We start from the raw sequence: 17,481 nt of genomic DNA, 5'->3' as shown, positions 1-17,481 counted from the left end.
GAACGGACGGGCAGGGACAGACGCCCGTCCGGGTAACACTTAACGCAGGGCTTTCATCTCACCGGCAATGATCTCGGCCAGGGGGCCAAGGATGACTTGCAGGTTCTGCTCACCCAGCTTGACCACACCGGCGGCGCCCAGGGCCTTGAGCTGACGCTCGTCGACGATGCTGCGGTCTTTCAGGGTCAGACGCAGGCGGGTGATGCAGGCATCGATGGTGACCAGGTTGTCATGACCACCCAGCACTTCCAGGTATTGCTTGGCCAGCTCGGTGCGGTCGGTGGTTTGAGCCTGTACCGGTACAGCCTCGTCATCTTCACGACCCGGGGTTTTCAGACCCAGTTTGGCAATGACGGCGCGGAAGACCACGTAGTAGAGGCCGAAGAACACCAGACCCTGCGGGATCAGCATGTACCAGTTAGTCGCCAGCGGGTTGCGGCTGGAGAGCACCATATCCACCAGGCCGGCACTGAAGCCGAAACCAGCCATCCAGTGCATGCTGGCGGCGATGAACACGGAGATACCGGTCAGGAACGCGTGGATGACGTACAGTACCGGCGCCACGAACATGAAGGAGAACTCGAGCGGCTCGGTCACCCCGGTAAAGAAGGAGGCAAAGGCGGCGGCGATCATGATGGACGCAACCTTGTCCTTGTTCTCTTTCTTGGCAGAGTGGTAGATGGCCAGTGCGGCACCCGGCAGACCGAACATCATGATCGGGAAGAAGCCGGCCTGATACATGCCAGTCACACCCACGACAGCCTTGCCGGCGTCGATGGAGGACTGGCCACCCAGGAAGTTCGGGATGTCGTTGATGCCGGCCACGTCGAACCAGAACACGGAGTTCAGGGCGTGGTGCAGACCAATCGGGATCAGCAGACGGTTGAAGAAAGCGTAGATGCCGGCGCCGGTGGAACCCAGGTTGACGATGGATTCACCAAAGCTCACCAGACCACCGTAAATGACCGGCCAGACGGCCATCAGGACGAAGGCGACCACGATCATCACCACGGAGGTCACGATCGGCACCAGACGACGGCCGGAGAAGAAGGCCAGCGCCTTGTGCAGTTCCACACTGCTGAAGCGGTTATAGAGCTCGGCCGCGATCACACCGGTCAAGATACCGATGAACTGGTTCTCAATCTTGCCAAACGCAGCAGGCACCTGGTCCAGCGGGATCTGCTGGATTTGGGATACCGCGCCCGGGCTCAGCAAGGTGGTCACCACCAGATAACCGACCAGACCGGCCAGCGCGGCAGAACCGTCTTTGTCTTTGGACATGCCATAGGCAACACCCACGGCAAACAGGATGGCCATCTTGTCGATGATGGCGGAACCCGCCTTGATCAGGAAGGCGGCCAGCGCGCTGTCACCACCCCAACCATTCGGGTCAATCCAGTAGCCAACCCCCATCAGGATCGCGGCGGCAGGCAATACCGCTACCGGCACCATCAAGGCCCGGCCGATCTTTTGCAAATAACCGAGAATGTTCACGGCTCCTCTCCTTAGTTAATGTTTTGCTAGAAATTAAGTGCTTATTACGTTTGACGCATAAGCCATCAAGGCTTGATTGGCAGTCTAGGTCTTTTATTTCGCTGCGCAAATTAATAAAGCCACAATCGTGATCATTGTCACCCAAATGAGATAAAGGCAGTCGATACATGTGGCTTAGTTCGCAATCTTTATTTACGCTATAAAACAACTAGGAACCCGCTACCGCGCCCATGCCGGTAACAACCGAATATAGAGGTACTCGAAATGCGCCTGATCCCCCTCAAGTCTGCCAACCAGGTCGGTCTGTGGTCTGCCCGTTACATCGTCGACCGCATCAACGCCTTCCAGCCGACTGCCGAGCGCCCCTTCGTGTTGGGCCTGCCCACCGGCGGCACCCCGCTCAACACCTACAAGCGCCTGATTGAGCTGCATAAGGCCGGTGAAGTGAGCTTCGAGCACGTGGTGACCTTCAACATGGACGAGTACGTCGGCCTGGCCGAGAACCATCCTGAGTCCTACCACAGCTTCATGTACAACAACTTCTTCAATCACGTCGACATTCGCCCGGAAAACATCAACATCCTCAACGGCAACGCCGAGGACCTGGTGGCAGAGTGCAAGCGTTATGAGGACAAGATCAAGTCCTACGGCAAGATCCACCTGTTCATGGGCGGGGTCGGCAACGACGGCCACATCGCCTTCAACGAGCCGGCCTCTTCCCTGGCCTCCCGCACCCGGGTCAAGACCCTGACCGAGGACACCCGCATCGCCAACTCCCGCTTCTTCGGCGGCGATATGGAACAGGTGCCCAAGCTGGCGCTGACCGTGGGCGTCGGCACCCTGATGGATGCCGAGGAGATACTGATCCTGGTCACGGGTCACGGCAAGGCGCTGGCCCTGCAGGCGGCGGTGGAAGGCTGCGTCAACCACATGTGGACCATCTCCACCCTGCAGCTGCATCCGAAGGGACTCATGGTATGTGACGAACCCTCCACCATGGAGCTGAAGGTCAAGACGGTGCGCTACTTCCAGCAGCTGGAAGCCGACAACATCGGCCGTCTGTAAGGAGGCAACATGTACGCATTGACCAACTGCACCCTCTACACCGGCAGCGATGTGCTGACCGGGCACGGGGTGCTCATCGATGGCGACCGGATCGTCGCCATCAAACCCCTGGCGGACTTGCCCCGGGACGTGGCTCGCCACGACCTGAACGGTGCCAACCTGAGTGCCGGTTTCATCGACCTGCAGCTCAACGGCTGTGGCGGCGTCATGTTCAACTCGGCGATCACGGTCGAAACCCTGGCCACCATGCAGGCGGCCAACCTCAAATCCGGTACCACCAGCTTCCTGCCGACCCTGATCACCAGCCCGGATGCAGACATGAAGCAGGCGGTCGCCGTGACCCGCAGCTACATGCAGGCCCGCGCCAACGAGGTGCTGGGGGTGCATCTGGAAGGGCCCTACACCAACCTCAAGCGCAAGGGCATACACCCGGCGGATCAGATCCGCCAGCCCGCCGACGAGATGATCGACTTCTTCTGCGCCAACGGTGACGCCATCGCCAAGATCACCCTGGCCCCCGAGCGCAACAACCCGGAGCACATCCGTCGCCTGGTGGAGGCCGGCATCCTGGTCTCAGCGGGTCACACCGCCGCCAGCTACGAGCAGGCCATGGCCGGGTTTGACAGCGGCATGCGCTTTGCCACCCACCTCTACAACGCCATGACGCCGACCGTCAATGGCCGCGAGCCGGGCGTGGTCGGTGCCATCTACGACAGGGATGACGTCTATACCGGGGTCATCGTCGATGGTCATCATGTGCATTGGGCCAATGTGCGCCTCGCCCACAAGGTGCTGGGGGAGCGACTGGTGCTGGTGACCGATGCCACCGCCCCTGCCGGTGCACCGGAAGGCTTTGAGAAATTTGATTTTTGTGGCGCCACCGTCTATTTCCGTGATGGTCAGTGCGTCGATGAGAATGGTACACTCGGCGGTTCTGCCCTCACCATGATCGAAGGGGTGGAGAATCTGGTCAAACAGGTGGGGCTGCCCCTCGCCGAAGCGCTGAGAATGGCCACCCTATACCCTGCACGCGCCATTGGATGGGACTCACGTCTCGGTAGTATCCAGGTCGGCAAGATAGCCAACCTCACCGTCTTTGATCAGGACTTCAGGGTCCTCGGGACCGTGGTTAACGGACACTACACACAACAGTGACATCATGACTGGCGGACAAATAGCAAACGTAGATCTCATCAAGCAGGTAAACAGCGCGGCCGTGTATCGGCTCATCGACCTGCAAGGCCCCATCTCCCGGGTCAAGATTGCCGAATTGAGTCACCTGGCCCCGGCCAGCGTGACCAAGATCACCCGGCAACTGATCGAGCATGGCCTGATCAAGGAGACCTCGCCCCAGGCCTCGACCGGCGGACGGCGCGCCATCTCCCTGACCACCATCAAGAGTCGGTTCCAGTTTGTGTCCGCCAAGTTGGGTCGGGGTTACCTGCACCTCTCCTTGTACGATCTCGACGGCAAGGAGCTCGATCAGCTCATCACGGAGGTGACCGAGATCGACCAGCAACCCGTGGTCGACATGCTGCTGCGGGAGATTGGCGCCTTCATCGATGCCCATCAGGAGCGCAATCGCAACCTCATCAGCATCGCGCTCACCATGCCGGGCCTGGTCAACCCGGAATCGGGCATGGTCATCTACACCCCCAAGTACCAGATCCGCAACCTGGCCCTGGCCAAGCTGCTGGAAAACCACTTCAACCTGCCCTGCTATGTCGGCAACGACACCCGCTCCCTGGCCCTGGCCGAGCACTTCTTCGGCGAATCCCGCGACTGCATGGACTCCATTCTGGTGAGCGTTCACCAGGGGGCGGGTTCTGGCATCATCACCAAGGGCAAGGTGTTTCTCGGCCAGAACCGCAACGTCGGCGAGATAGGCCACATCCAGGTGGAGCCGCTCGGCAAGCGCTGCCACTGCGGCAACTTCGGCTGCCTGGAGACCATCGCCTCCAACGAGGCCATCGTCGACAAGGTGAAGGAGCTCATCAGCCGCGGCCACCAGAGCAGCCTGCAGGACAAGTACATCAGCATCCAGGAGGTCTGCAAGGCCGCCCTGGCCGGGGATGAGCTCGCCCGCAGCGTGATCGAGAACGTGGGGGAACATCTGGGACGGGCGGTGGCCATCACGGTCAACCTGTTCAACCCCCAGAAGGTGCTGATCGCAGGCGAAATCACCGAGGCCGAGGAGATCCTGTTCCCCGCCATCCGCCGCTGCGTCGAGCATCAGTCCCTGCCAAGCTTCCACCGTGGCCTGCCCATCGTGAAAGCCCGCTTCCAGAACCAGCCCACCATAGGCGGCTTCGCCCTGGTGAAGCGGGCCTTGCTGGAAGGGGACCTTCTGCAGATCATCATGGAGCAGAAGTAAGGCCCGGGCCTTGCGAGACAACAACGGCAGCCACTGGCTGCCGTTTTTTATGGTCTGTTTTCGCCGGTTTACCCCGCCCTGCACGGCTTGAACAGATCCAGCTTGCCGTCATAGACCTGGGTCTGCACGTCCATGATACCCAGCATCGAGTGGAACAGGTTGTCGTGGGAGAAACGCTTGCTGGCCGCCTCCTGCAGCAGGCAATCCAGATTGAGCTGGCGATCCGCCTGCAACTGGGGAGAGAACCAGGTCAGCAGCGGCACCCGGGTCTGATCGTCCGGGGCGAACTTGTAGGGGGTGCCATGCAGGTAGAGCCCCATGGCGCCGAGGGATTCGCCGTGATCCGACAGATAGACCAGCCCCACGTTGTACTGGCTCTCCAGGCTCTTGAGCTTGTCGATGAGCCGGGCCAGCACCTTGTCGGTGTAGCGAATGGTGTTGTCATAGGTGTTCACCAGCTCTTCGTTGCTGCAATTCTCGATGTCGCTGCGCGGGCAGTCCGGCAGGAAGACGCGATCGGCGGCCGGATAGCGGCGATAGTAGGTCGGGCCATGGCTGCCCATCAGGTGGAAGGCCACCAGCTTGCTCCCCTCCCGGCTCTGCATCCCGGCGATCTGCTGATCCAGCCCCTGCAACAGCACCTCGTCATGGCAGGCATCGCCCGAGCAGTATGCGGGGAACGCCTTGGGCTTGATCTCGATGGTGGGGACGTTTTTGCACACCCCCTTGCAGCCGCCGTCGTTCTCCTTCCAGAGCACCGAGATCCCGGCATGCTGCAGCACATCCAGCAAGCCGTCCTGGGAGTGGGCCCTGGCCTCGTCATAGCCGCGCCGGGTCAGGTTGGAGAACATGCAGGGCACGGAGAGCGCGGTGGCGGTGCCGCAGGAGCGCACGTTCCTGAACGAGACGACATTGGCCTCCTGCTCGGTGAAGCCGTTGGTCTGCTTCTGGTAGCCGTTGAGGGAGTAGTTCTGGCTGCGAGCCGTCTCCCCCACCACCAGGAACATCAGGGTCGGCTTCTCATGCTGGCCGACCACCCTGGCATCGGTGCCGATCTGCTGGTAGGGGATGGGGGTGGCGAAGACCACATCCCGGGCGTATTTGTAGAGCCCGTGCACATAGTTGGCGGGCACTATCTCCTTGCCGAGGGACTTGTTGTTGCGCCCCACGGAGGCGTAATCCTGGTAATAGAGGGCGGCTGTCCCCACCAGGAACAGCAAGGAGAGGGCGATGGAGCCGAGTCGCAGGCCCAGCCCCTTGTACCAGGGAGCCGGGTACTCCACCTTGATCCAGAGCAGGGCACACACCGGCAGCACGGCGGTGAGCAGGAACCAGAGCACCACTGAGCCGTTGAGATAGGAGCCCGCCTCCCCGCTGTTGGTCTCGAAGATGTTCTGCACCATGCCCACATCGAAGATGATGCCGTATTTGAGCATGGCGTAGCTCGCCAGGGAGCCGGTCATGATGAGCAATATGAAGAAGGGCTTGAGCAGATAGCGGAAGGTAAAGGGCAGGAACACCGCGTTGAGGGCGGCCACCAGCACCAGGGGGATGGAGAGGACAAACCCCGCCTTCACATGCTCGAGCGCGGTGAGAATACGATAAAAGTGCAGGAAAATGGGCCAGTTGAACACCAGTGCAAACAGCAGCACCAGCAACAGATTGACCTTCATCACTCCCAGAGTGAGGCGCATAGAGAGACTCCGACAAACCAGTGGAACTGAAGCCTGCCAGCAGGCTTCGAGGTGACCATCCCGGCGCTCGGCCCTGAAAAACAGGACAAGAGCCAGGGAGGTCCAGATACGGGGTCATCCTAGGACGGCAAACTTAAGCGGACATTAAGAGAGGGCATAGAACCACAAGGGGGAAGGGGCACGATCTGGCAGATAAAAAAACGGCAGCCTGGGCTGCCGTTTTTGCGGGGGCGAACAGAGGGTCGCCACCTGTGTGTTCACGGACCTGGTGAGGATCGCCGCGCGCTCGACGGAGCCGGGGGAAGAGGACCCTTGTGGCCGCCCTCCCCCTTGCTCTGGGAGATCACAGGGTCGCGGCAATCTCGTCGGAGCCGGGGAAGAGGACACTTGTGGTCGCCCTCCCCTTGCCCTGGGAGATCACAGGGTCGCGGCAATCTCGTCGGAGATGGAGCCGTTGTGGTACACCTCCTGCACGTCGTCCAGATCTTCCAGCATGTCGATGAGGCGCATCAGTTTGGGCGCGGTCTCGGCATCCAGCTCAGCCTCGGTGGAGGGGATCATGGTCACTTCGGCGCTCTCGGGCTTGAAGCCGGCCGCTTCCAGACCGTCCAGCACGGTACCGAAGTCGTTCGGGGTGGTGTAGACCAGGATGGAGCCATCCTCTTCGGTCACCACGTCGTCGGCCCCCGCTTCCAGGGCGGCGTCCATCAGGGCGTCTTCATCGGCGCCCACGAAGGTCAGTACCCCCTTCTTGGTGAACAGATAGGCCACGGAGCCGTCGGTCCCCAGGTTGCCGCCGCACTTGCTGAAGGCGTGACGCACTTCGGCCACGGTGCGATTGCGGTTGTCGGTCAGGCACTCCACCATGACGGCGGAACCGGCCGGGCCGTACCCTTCGTAGACTATGGTCTCGAGCTGTTCGCCGTCACCGCCGCCAGCCCCACGGGCGATGGCGCGGTTGATGGTGTCACGGGTCATGTTGCTGGTCAGGGCCGCCGTCACCGCCGCACGCAGGCGCGGGTTGTTGGCAGGATCCGCATCACCCAGACGCGCGGAGGTGGTGATTTCGCGGATCAGCTTGGTGAAGATCTTGCCACGCTTGGCGTCCTGAGCGGCCTTGCGGTGTTTGATGTTGGCCCATTTACTGTGACCTGCCATAAAAACTCTCCGTTATATTTTTAATATCAATAAGATAACACCATGATGGGCGCGAGGCTCAGGGCCCCGCCCCTCTTCATCAGGCTTCCCCTTGGGCCTCGGCCTTGGCAACGGTGGCGATGGCCAGCTCGCCCAGCTGGGCCGGGTTGGCAAAGCTCGGGGCATCTGTCATCAGACAGGCGGCCGCCGTAGTTTTCGGGAAGGCGATGACATCCCGGATGTTGTCGGTGCCGGTCAGCAGCATGCTGAGGCGGTCCAGACCGAAGGCCAGACCGGCGTGGGGCGGGGTGCCGTATTTCAGGGCATCCAGCAGGAAGCCGAACTTGAGGCGCTGCTCGTCCGCCGTGATCCCCAGGATGTCGAACACGGTGGACTGCATCTCGCTGTTGTGGATACGCACAGAGCCGCCACCCACTTCGTAGCCGTTGATCACCATGTCGTAGGCGTTGGCGTAGGCACCCAGAGGGTTGGCCTTGAGCTCGCCCGGGCCCAGGTTGCTCGGGGCGGTGAAGGGGTGGTGCATGGCGGCCAGACCGCCTTCGCCATCTTCCTCGAACATGGGGAAGTCGATGACCCAGAGCGGCTTCCAGACGTTCTCCACCAGACCCAGATCGCGGCCCACCTTCAGGCGCAGGGCGCCCATGGCATCGCACACCACCTTCTTGGAGTCGGCGCCGAAGAAGAGGATGTCGCCGTCGGCGGCGCCGGTGCGGGCCAGGATCTCGCGCACGATGGCATCAGAGAGGAACTTGGCCACCGGAGACTGCACGCCCTCGAGGCCGTTGGCCGCGTCGTTGACCTTCATCCAGGCCAGGCCCTTGGCACCGTAGATGCCGACGAACTTGGTGTACTCGTCGATCTGCTTGCGAGACAGTTCGGCGCCGCCCGGCACCTTCAGGGCCGCCACGCGGCCTTTGGGGTCGTTGGCGGGGCCGGCGAACACGGCGAATTCCACCGCGGTCAGCAGGTCTGCCACATCCACCAGCTCCATCGGCAGGCGCAGGTCCGGCTTGTCGGAGCCGAAGCGGCGCATGGCCTCGTCGAAGGTCATGATTGGGAAATCCCCCAGATCCACGTTCAGGATGTGCAGCCAGAGCTTGCGGATCATCTCTTCCATGATTTCACGCACCTGGGGCGCGGTCATGAAGGAGGTCTCCACGTCGATCTGGGTGAATTCCGGCTGGCGGTCGGCACGCAGGTCTTCGTCGCGGAAGCACTTGACGATCTGGTAGTAGCGATCGAAGCCGGACATCATCAGCAACTGCTTGAACAGCTGCGGGGACTGCGGCAGGGCGTAGAACTTGCCCTTGTGCACCCGGCTCGGCACCAGGTAGTCGCGGGCCCCTTCCGGGGTCGCCTTGGTCAGCATGGGGGTCTCGATGTCGAGGAAGCCCTGCTCGTCCATGAAGCGGCGCACGAAGGCACTGGCCTTGGCGCGGGTCTTCAGGTACCTGGCCATCTCGGGGCGACGCAGGTCCAGGTAGCGGTACTTGAGGCTGACCTCTTCGCTGTTGACCTGGTTGAAGTCCAGCGGCAGCGGCTCGGCACGGTTGATGATGGTGAGCTCGTGGGCGAACACCTCGATGGCACCGGTGGCCATGTCGCTGTTGCGCTGGGAGTCCGGACGGGTACGCACCACGCCGGTCACCTGGATGCAGAACTCGCCGCGCAGCTCGGAGGCCAGGGCGAAGGCGTCCGGCTTGTCCGGATCGAAGAACACCTGCACGATGCCCTCGCGGTCGCGCATGTCGATAAAGATGAGGCCGCCCAGATCGCGACGACGATGGACCCAACCGCACAATGTAATGGTCTGCCCGGCATGGGCCTCATTGACCTGTCCGCAATAGATAGAGCGCATGGACTTCTTCCTTCGAAATTGTATGAGAGACGGTTTACCTTGAGTCGCCGGGCACGATTGGCAAGCACCGTCTGTCTCGCAGCTGGCCATATTCTCGTTCTTACCCGGTGTGAAATCAGTCTCGTACCATCCGGCCCCCTGGCGCCGGAAGCGTGCCGCCGATCCAGGCGTGCGACGGCCAGGCAGTCGGTCGGCGGAGCATCGGAGAGCACTCGCAGTCTTGCCAATTGATGATATCCGCACTGGCGCCCTCGGCGTCATCCTGTGCTGTCATCAAAAATTGAAAAACAAAAGGGCTGGCATTATAGAGGAAAACTCCCATACGGGTAAAATGACCTGCCCCCTCCTTTGCCCTGTTTTTTAGCTCCCGGGACAAAAAAGGGGGGCAAACGCGAGAAATCTGTCGACAGGAAGCCTCATGAGCCTCTATTTGGGCCTGCCCCAATGGTCCCACCCCGCCTGGCCCGGCCAATTACTCGGCCAGGGCGCCAAACCCGCCGAGCACCTGGCTCACTATGCCAGCGTGTTCAATACGGTGGAGGGCAACACCACCTTCTACGCCCTGCCGACCCAGGAGACGGTGCGGCGCTGGCGCGCCGCCGTGCCCGACGGATTTCGTTTCGCCTTCAAGTTTCCGCAAACCATCAGCCACCAGAGCGGTCTGGTGAGCGCGGATCGGCAGGTGACGGACTTCATCGCCCTGCTCGAACCCCTGCACGACACCCTGGGGCTGCTCAAGCTGCAACTGCCCGCCCGCTTCGGGCCAGACGGTCTGCCCCGCCTGCAGGCCTTCCTCCAGCGGCTGCCGAAGGATTTCTGCTATGGCCTCGAGGTTCGCCATCCCGACTTCTTCGCCAAGGGGGAGGCGGAGCGGGCCCTCAACCGGATGCTGATGGCGCTGGGGGTGAACCGCATCATGCTCGACAGCCGCCCGCTGTTCTCGGTGCCCGCCACCTCAGCAGCCCTCATCGATGCCCAGGGCAAGAAGCCGAGGCTCCCGGTGCACCTGCTGGCCACGGGGGACGCCCCCGTGGTTCGCCTGATAGGTCTTCCTCACCCCGAGGACAACCACCCCTTCCTGCCGCCCTGGCTGCCCCGCTGGCAACAGTGGCTCACCGAGGGCAAGGATCTCTATCTCTTCATTCACACCGCCGACAACGCCCTGGCCCCGGAACTGGCCCGTCAGGTCAGCCGCCTGCTCGGTCAGGCGATGGCCCCCTGGCCGGGGGAGAAGGACCGCGCCCGCCAAGGGGTGCTGATGTTTTAGTCAGCAGCAAAAAAAAAGCCGAAAATTTGCAGCCCCCCGCCTGCCCCGTTCAAGACAAATGAGCGGCAATCCTCTACACTAGCCCCCCTATGACGGGTCAGCAGGATGGTCCGTGCGAGCGGCCCGACCATCAGGAGTTTCCTGGTCCTTGTCGCCGTTCGTCAGTCGATGGCATCCGGCACCCTCCGGCCGCCATCCAACACCTACATTGAACAACACAGGGGCATGCTCTCCCCTGCCGGGTTGCACCACATATGCATGATCAGATCTTTGCCGCCCCCATCGCCCAACTGGGCGATTTTTGCTTTGACGAGCAGGTCGTCGATGTCTTTCCGGACATGATCCAGCGCTCCGTGCCTGGCTACAGCAACATCATCTCCGCCATCGGCATGATGGCCGCCCGCTACGCCCAGCCCCACAGCCGCCTCTACGATCTCGGCTGCTCCCTGGGGGCCGCCAGCCAGGCGATGCGTCGCAGCCTGACGCAGCCGGGCTGCCAGATCACGGCGGTGGATCTCTCCCGCCCCATGATAGAGCGCGCCCGCGCCCACCTCTCGGGCTTCAAGTCCGAGGTGCCGGTGGCGCTGGTGGAGGCGGACATCTGCGACGTCAGTATCGAGAACGCCTCCGTGGTGGTGCTCAACTTCACCCTGCAGTTCGTCGACCCCGAGAAACGGGCCGCCCTCATCGCGCGCATCCATGATGGTCTGCGCCCCGGCGGCATCCTCATCCTGAGCGAGAAGTTTCGCTTCGAGGACGAGCAGGTCAACGAACTGCTCATCGACCTGCATCTCGACTTCAAGCGGGCCAACGGCTACAGCGAACTGGAGATCAGCCAGAAGCGCACGGCACTGGAGAACGTGATGCGCACCGACACCCTGGCGGTGCACCAGGCGCGCCTGCGGGACGCCGGTTTCGCCCATCAGGATCTCTGGTTTCAGTGCTTCAACTTCGGCTCCATGATCGCCATCAAATCAAGCGAGCCCGCCCAGCCATGATCGACTTCGCCAATTTTTACCAGCTGATCGCCAAGAATCGACTCAGCCACTGGCTGCACACCCTGCCCGCCCAGCTGCACGCCTGGCAGCATGACAACCTGCACGGCGACCTGCCGCGCTGGAGCCGGGCCCTGGGCAAGCTGCCGGCAGTCGCCCCCGACAAGGTCGAGCTCAAGAGCCGGGTCGAGATAGGCTCGGCCGAGGGCCTCGGCGAAGGGGAGCGCAAGAAGACCGAGAGCCTGCTGCGCCAGTTTATGCCCTGGCGCAAGGGGCCTTTCACGGTACACGGCATCCACATCGACACCGAGTGGCGCTCCGACTGGAAGTGGGATCGGGTGCTGCCCCACATCAGCCCCCTCGAGGGACGCTACGTGCTGGACGTGGGCTGCGGCAGCGGCTATCACCTCTGGCGCATGGTGGGGGAAGGAACCCGGCTCGCGGTGGGCATAGACCCCAGCCCGCTGTTTCTGTGCCAGTTCGAGGCCATTCGCCACTTCGCAGGCAACGACCAGCGCGCTCACCTGCTGCCCCTTGGCATCCAGGAGCTGCCTTGCCTGCGCGCCTTTGACACCGTCTTCTCCATGGGCGTGCTCTATCACCGCAAGTCCCCCATCGAGCACATAGAGCAGCTGCGCAACCAGCTGCGCGATGGCGGCGAGCTGGTGCTGGAGACGCTAGTGGTCGACGGCGATGTCAATCAGGTGCTGGTGCCGGAGGATCGCTACGGCAAGATGCGCAACGTCTGGTTCATCCCCTCAAGCCTGGCCCTCAAACGCTGGGTGGAACGCTGCGGCTTTACCGATGTCAGGATCGTTGATGAAAATGTCACCAGCACCGACGAACAGCGTCGTACCGACTGGATGGTCAACGAATCCTTGTCCGATTATCTAGACTCGTCCGATCCCACGTTGACCGTGGAGGGGCTGCCAGCCCCCAAACGCGCCGTCCTGATTGCGACCAAGGCCAAGGACTAGCCGGGGGCAGCCCAGGAAGTTACACTGATTCAATTCCAGGAAGCACAGCTAAATGAATGACATGAAAAGCAAATTGAAAGGAATGACCCTGCTCTCTCTGCTCAGCCTCGGCGGGTGTGCCCAGTTGGAACCGGCACCCGTGGTGCCGCCCCTGACCCTGGCCGATCTGCGGACCGAGTTGAGCCTGAACGAGCAGAAGGTTCAACTCGCCATGGCGCAACAAGAGCGCCAGGCCGCGCAGCAACAACAACTGTTGACCCAGCTCAACGCCGATGTCGCCAAGATGAAAGATTCCGTGAAGAAAGTTGATAGCAAGCTGGCGACACTGCCCGCAGAGCCGCCCAAGCCCATGGCCATCCCGACCGAGCAGTGTGCCGCTCCGGAGGCGGGTCACACCGTCGACGGCAAGCTGCTGGTAGGTGAAGCCGAATGGCTCTGGGTCGATGCGGCCAATGACGCCTTCCAGGCCCGGGTCGATACCGGCGCCACCACCTCCTCCATCAGCGCCCAGGAGATCACCATCTTCGAGCGCAACGGCAAGAACTGGGTGCGCTTCTTCCTGAGCCATCAGGACTTGGATGACAAGATCCAGATAGAGGCGCCCCTGGTGCGCCACGTGCGGGTGCGTCAGGCCTCCGCCGACGATCTGGACCGCCGCCCCGTGGTGCGCCTCGCCGTGCGCATCGGCGACATGACGGAGAAGGCCGAATTTACCTTGAAAGATCGCAGCGACATGACCTTCCCCGTGCTGCTGGGTCGTGAATTCTTGAAAGATATCGCCGTGGTCGACGTGGCCCGCGAATATATCCAACCCAAACCCAAGCTCAAGGATGTGAAATAATCCATGGTTTCCCGTAAGCCGTTCTATTTGCTGGTTGCCCTGCTGTTCATCGTCGGCATGGGGATGACCATCTATCACCATATCGCCCTGGACGTGCCCTTCACCCCGGGGGAGAAGCGCCAGATCTGGTCCATCGAGGCCAAGCTTGAGTTCGATGCGAGCGGGGAACCCGTCATCGCCTCCCTGGCCATCCCGGGTACCCAGCCGGGTTATACCCTGATGAACGAGAATGCGGCGAGCCCGGGCTATGGCCTGTCGTTCGTGGAGAAGAACGGGGATGCCCGCGCCGAGTGGTCCATTCGCACCGCCACCGGCCGTCAGGAGCTCTACTACCGGGTCGACATGATGGCCGATGCCCATGCCAAGCCGGCTGCCCTGGCCCAGCCGCCCGCCATCGAGAAACAGATCGAGAGCGAGCCCTATGCCACCGCCATGAAGCAGATCCTGGAACGCGCCCAGGAGCGTTCCGCCGACGGCTACACCCTGACCCGCGAGATCATCAAGGAGATCGAGAAACAGGAGCAGAACGCCGAGCTGCTCAAATCCCACAAGAGCCGCGCCAACCTGATCGCCGAGCTGCTGAGCAACGCCGATGTACCGGCCCGGGTGGTCCATGCCCTGAGCCTGGAAGATGGTCGCCGCCGCCAGGAGCTGGTGGATTACCTGCAGGTGTTCAACAGCCCCACCGACTATCAGCTGTTCAATCCCCAGACAGGGGAACAGGGCCGTCCGGCCAACCTGCTGCTGTGGGAGTACAACTCCGGCGCCCTGCTGGACGTGACCGGCGGTCACAACTCCAAGGTCACCTTCTCGATGATCGCCCAGGAGCAACCGGTGAGCGTGGCCCTGGCGCAGAAGTTCGAGCAGTCCGACATGATGAACTTCTCCATCCACGGCCTGCCCCTGGAAGAACAGGCCCTGTTCAAGGGGCTGCTGCTCATCCCCATCGGCGTGCTCATGGTGGTGTTCCTGCGGGTCATGGTGGGCATCAAGACCTCGGGTACCTTCATGCCGGTGCTGATCGCGGTCGCCTTCATTCAGACCCAGCTCATTACCGGCCTGGTCGGCTTCCTGCTCATCGTCGGCACCGGCCTCATCATCCGCTCTTACCTCTCGAGGCTGAACCTGCTGCTGGTGGCCCGCATCTCGGCGATCATCATCATGGTGATCTCGATGATCGGCCTCTTCTCCGCGCTGGCGTTCAAGCTGGGGCTGACCAGTGGCATGAAGATCACCTTCTTCCCGATGATCATCCTCTCCTGGACCATAGAGCGGATGTCGATCCTGTGGGAGGAAGAGGGCTCCAAGGAGGTGTTCCGTCAGGGTGGCGGCTCCCTGCTGGTGGCGGTCATCGCCTACCTGGCCATGGACAACGAGCTCATTCGTCATCTCACCTTCAACTTCCTCGGCCTGCAGCTGGTGCTGATGGCCACCGTGCTGGTGATGGGCAACTACACGGGTTACAAGCTGAGCGAGCTCAAGCGCTTCAAGCCGCTGGTGGACGAGATGAAGTCCGGTGTCACCATGGGTAAGGACAAGTAACAGATGTGGTTCTGGGAAAAATACACCAGCCCGTGGAGCCTGGCCCAGTCAGGCATCCTCGGCATGAACAAGCGCAACCACTCCTATATCAGCCGCTACAACCCGCGCAACCTCTATCCCCTGGTGGATGACAAGTTGCAGACCAAGAAGATAGCGCTCGATGCCGGCGTCACCGTGCCCGATCTCATCGGCACCATCCGCGAGCAGCACGACGTGACCCGCATCGCCGAGATGGTCAGGGAGTGGCCGGGCTTTTGCATCAAGCCGGCCCGGGGCTCGGGGGGCAAGGGGATCCTGGTGATCCTGCGTCAGGAGGATGGCCTCTTCTACAAGCCCAACGGCAGCGCCTCGACCGTGCAGGATCTGGAGCGCCATGTCTCCAACATCCTCGCCGGTCTCTACTCCCTTGGCGGCAAGCCCGACGTCGCCCTGGTAGAGGGGCTCATCAACTTCGATGACGTGTTCGACGGCTACTCCTTCGAAGGGGTGCCCGATTCCCGGGTGATCATCTTCAAGGGCTTCCCTGTGATGGCCATGATGCGCCTCTCCACCGCGGCCTCGGACGGCAAGGCGAACCTGCACCAGGGCGCCGTGGGGGTAGGGTTGTGCCTGCGCACCGGCCGCGCCCTGCGGGCGGTACAGTTTGGCACCCCCATCCGTCACCACCCGGATACCGGCCTGGACCTGTACGATCTCAAGGTGCCCCACTGGGATACCCTACTGACCCTGGCGGCCTCCTGCTACGAGATGTCGGGTCTGGGCTACATAGGCACCGACATGGTGCTGGACAAGTTCCGCGGCCCCATGCTGCTGGAACTCAACGCCCGCCCGGGCCTCGCCATCCAGATCGCCAACGGCCGCGGCCTGGTGCCCAATCTCAAGACCATAGAGAAGCTGGGTCAGGTCAAGATGACGGTGGCCCAGCGGGTCGCCTTCTCCAAGGAGCACTTCGGCATCTTCGAAGAGTGACGGCGCGCCAAAACGCGACTCAACAGCGCGCCTTCGGGCGCGTTTTTTTATGCCAACGCCAGGCCCCTGACCCAGTCCCAGCCCCCTTGCGCCGTTTTATTAGAGCGACAAGCCAGGGGGGCGATGTTAGATTACTCAAATCAAATTAAGTAGATAGAAGGGATCAGGTCTTCCTATGCAACGCTGGCCCAGCCTGAAACAGCTCCAATATCTGATAGCGCTCGACGAGCACAAGAACTTCAATCGCGCCGCCAAGGCCTGCCATGTCAGCCAGTCCACCCTGAGTACCGGGATCCAGACCCTGGAGGACATGATGAATCTTCAGCTGGTGGAACGCGACCACAAGAGCTTCATCATGACCCCCATCGGCCTGGAAGTGGTCGAGCGGGCCCGCAACCTGCTTTCCGACGCCCGGGATCTGATGGAACTGGGCCAGCAGCAGGGGGGCGCCATGCAGGGCACGGTGCGCCTGGGCTGCATCCCCACCATAGCCCCCTTCCTGCTGAGCCAGCTGGTTCAAAGCTGTGCCCAGACCTATCCCGAGCTGGAGCTGCTGCTGCGGGAAGACACCACCAGCAACCTGCTCAAGCAGCTGGAGCAGGGGCAGCTCGATCTGCTGATCCTCGCGCTGCCCATCGAGATCGGCGGCTTCCACTGCAAGGCAGTGGGCCAGGATCCCTTCCACATGGTGATGCCCAGCACCATGGCGGCCGGCTTGCACATGCCGTTCGACTACAAGGAGCTGCCCAGCCAGAGCATCTTCCTGCTGGAGCGGGAGCACTGCCTGACCGAACATGCGGTGAGCGCCTGCCGGTTGCGGGACAAGAGCAAGATCAACCCCTTCGCCGCCACCAGCCTGCATACCCTGGTGCAGATGGTGGGCGCCGGGCTCGGCACCACCTTCCTGCCCCAGATGGCCATAGAGGCCGGGATCCTGGACAACACGGATCTGGTGGCCATCCCCCTGCCCGGGGAGCAGGCCTACCGGGAGATAGGCCTGGTGTGGCGTCCCAGCACCACCCGGGTGCAGACCTTCTACAAGATTGCCGAGCTGCTGACGCCGCTCATCAACCCCAAGCCTGCGGGGTGATCCCGGTGGCCGCCCCCGATATCTGGGCCTGGCCACCCGTCAATGCCTTCGTCATTCAGGTTCCAGGCAGGATCATCGTCTATGATGAACCCCGTGCCCTATCAAGGAGTTGAGATGTTTCGCACCTTGCTGACGCCCCTGCTGGCCCTGCTGCTGG

At 62.1% G+C, this 17,481-nt stretch carries 14 protein-coding genes; 10 read left to right on the top strand and 4 right to left on the bottom strand.

What is annotated here, in order from left to right; translation table 11 throughout:
* Positions 1–39: 39 nt before the first annotated feature.
* Positions 40–1,494: an N-acetylglucosamine-specific PTS transporter subunit IIBC gene (gene nagE, locus BN1119_RS10900; RefSeq protein WP_041997746.1), complete on the bottom strand. Its 1,455-nt coding sequence runs from the start codon at positions 1,492–1,494 to the stop codon at positions 40–42.
* Between the two features lie 264 nt (positions 1,495–1,758).
* Between nagE and nagB the strand changes: the two genes are divergently transcribed.
* The 3 genes from nagB to nagC are packed head-to-tail and all read left to right on the top strand — an operon-like array spanning position 1,759 to position 4,933.
* On the top strand, positions 1,759–2,559 hold the full coding sequence (nagB, locus tag BN1119_RS10895; protein WP_041997745.1) for a glucosamine-6-phosphate deaminase: 801 nt from the start codon (positions 1,759–1,761) through the stop codon (positions 2,557–2,559).
* A 9-nt stretch (positions 2,560–2,568) separates the two neighbouring features.
* Entirely contained in the window at positions 2,569–3,714 is a 1,146-nt protein-coding gene (gene nagA / locus BN1119_RS10890; RefSeq protein ID WP_041997744.1) for an N-acetylglucosamine-6-phosphate deacetylase, read from the top strand.
* A gap of 4 nt (positions 3,715–3,718) precedes the next feature.
* Positions 3,719–4,933 (top strand): DNA-binding transcriptional regulator NagC, encoded by a 1,215-nt coding sequence (gene nagC / locus BN1119_RS10885; RefSeq protein WP_041997743.1) that lies wholly within the window; start codon positions 3,719–3,721, stop codon positions 4,931–4,933.
* 68 nt (positions 4,934–5,001) lie between these two features.
* Here the strand turns inward: nagC and BN1119_RS10880 are convergent, their stop codons facing one another.
* The 3 genes from BN1119_RS10880 to aspS all read right to left on the bottom strand — a co-directional run bounded on the left by BN1119_RS10880 (position 5,002) and on the right by aspS (position 9,643).
* Positions 5,002–6,627, bottom strand: coding sequence for a phosphoethanolamine transferase (locus BN1119_RS10880; RefSeq protein ID WP_041997742.1), 1,626 nt, complete (start codon positions 6,625–6,627; stop codon positions 5,002–5,004).
* Between the two features lie 417 nt (positions 6,628–7,044).
* Entirely contained in the window at positions 7,045–7,785 is a 741-nt protein-coding gene (locus BN1119_RS10875) for a YebC/PmpR family DNA-binding transcriptional regulator (RefSeq protein WP_041997741.1), read from the bottom strand.
* 79 nt (positions 7,786–7,864) lie between these two features.
* Positions 7,865–9,643, bottom strand: a complete 1,779-nt coding sequence (gene aspS / locus BN1119_RS10870) for an aspartate--tRNA ligase (protein ID WP_041997740.1) — start codon at positions 9,641–9,643, stop codon at positions 7,865–7,867.
* 418 nt (positions 9,644–10,061) lie between these two features.
* On the opposite strand from aspS, the gene BN1119_RS10860 reads away from it, so the two are divergent.
* The 7 genes from BN1119_RS10860 (at position 10,062) to BN1119_RS10830 (ending at position 17,324) form a co-directional block, all read left to right on the top strand.
* Positions 10,062–10,910 carry a DUF72 domain-containing protein gene (locus BN1119_RS10860; protein WP_041997738.1) on the top strand — a complete coding sequence of 283 codons (849 nt, stop codon included), beginning with the start codon at positions 10,062–10,064 and terminating at the stop codon, positions 10,908–10,910.
* A gap of 254 nt (positions 10,911–11,164) precedes the next feature.
* A complete protein-coding gene (gene cmoA / locus BN1119_RS10855; RefSeq protein WP_041997737.1) occupies positions 11,165–11,908 on the top strand; it encodes a carboxy-S-adenosyl-L-methionine synthase CmoA in 744 nt (247 codons plus the stop codon).
* Positions 11,905–12,882, top strand: a complete 978-nt coding sequence (gene cmoB / locus BN1119_RS10850; RefSeq protein WP_041997736.1) for a tRNA 5-methoxyuridine(34)/uridine 5-oxyacetic acid(34) synthase CmoB — start codon at positions 11,905–11,907, stop codon at positions 12,880–12,882. The genes cmoA and cmoB overlap by 4 nt, the downstream gene beginning before the upstream one ends.
* 52 nt (positions 12,883–12,934) lie before the next feature.
* Positions 12,935–13,723: an ATP-dependent zinc protease family protein gene (locus BN1119_RS10845; RefSeq protein WP_041997735.1), complete on the top strand. Its 789-nt coding sequence runs from the start codon at positions 12,935–12,937 to the stop codon at positions 13,721–13,723.
* A 3-nt stretch (positions 13,724–13,726) separates the two neighbouring features.
* Positions 13,727–15,265 carry an inactive transglutaminase family protein gene (locus tag BN1119_RS10840; RefSeq protein ID WP_041997734.1) on the top strand — a complete coding sequence of 513 codons (1,539 nt, stop codon included), beginning with the start codon at positions 13,727–13,729 and terminating at the stop codon, positions 15,263–15,265.
* Positions 15,266–15,268: 3 nt separating this feature from the next.
* A complete protein-coding gene (locus BN1119_RS10835; RefSeq protein WP_041997733.1) occupies positions 15,269–16,234 on the top strand; it encodes an alpha-L-glutamate ligase-like protein in 966 nt (321 codons plus the stop codon).
* Positions 16,235–16,409: 175 nt separating this feature from the next.
* The gene (locus BN1119_RS10830; RefSeq protein ID WP_041997732.1) at positions 16,410–17,324 is read left to right on the top strand and encodes a hydrogen peroxide-inducible genes activator; all 915 of its coding nucleotides are present in this window, start codon (positions 16,410–16,412) and stop codon (positions 17,322–17,324) included.
* Positions 17,325–17,481: the final 157 nt, after the last annotated feature.

Source organism: Aeromonas bivalvium (genome assembly GCF_000819765.1).
GTDB classification, from domain to species: domain Bacteria; phylum Pseudomonadota; class Gammaproteobacteria; order Enterobacterales; family Aeromonadaceae; genus Aeromonas; species Aeromonas bivalvium.
Note: the sequence above shows the minus strand (reverse complement) of the source record. Positions and strands in the feature narration are given on the sequence as shown.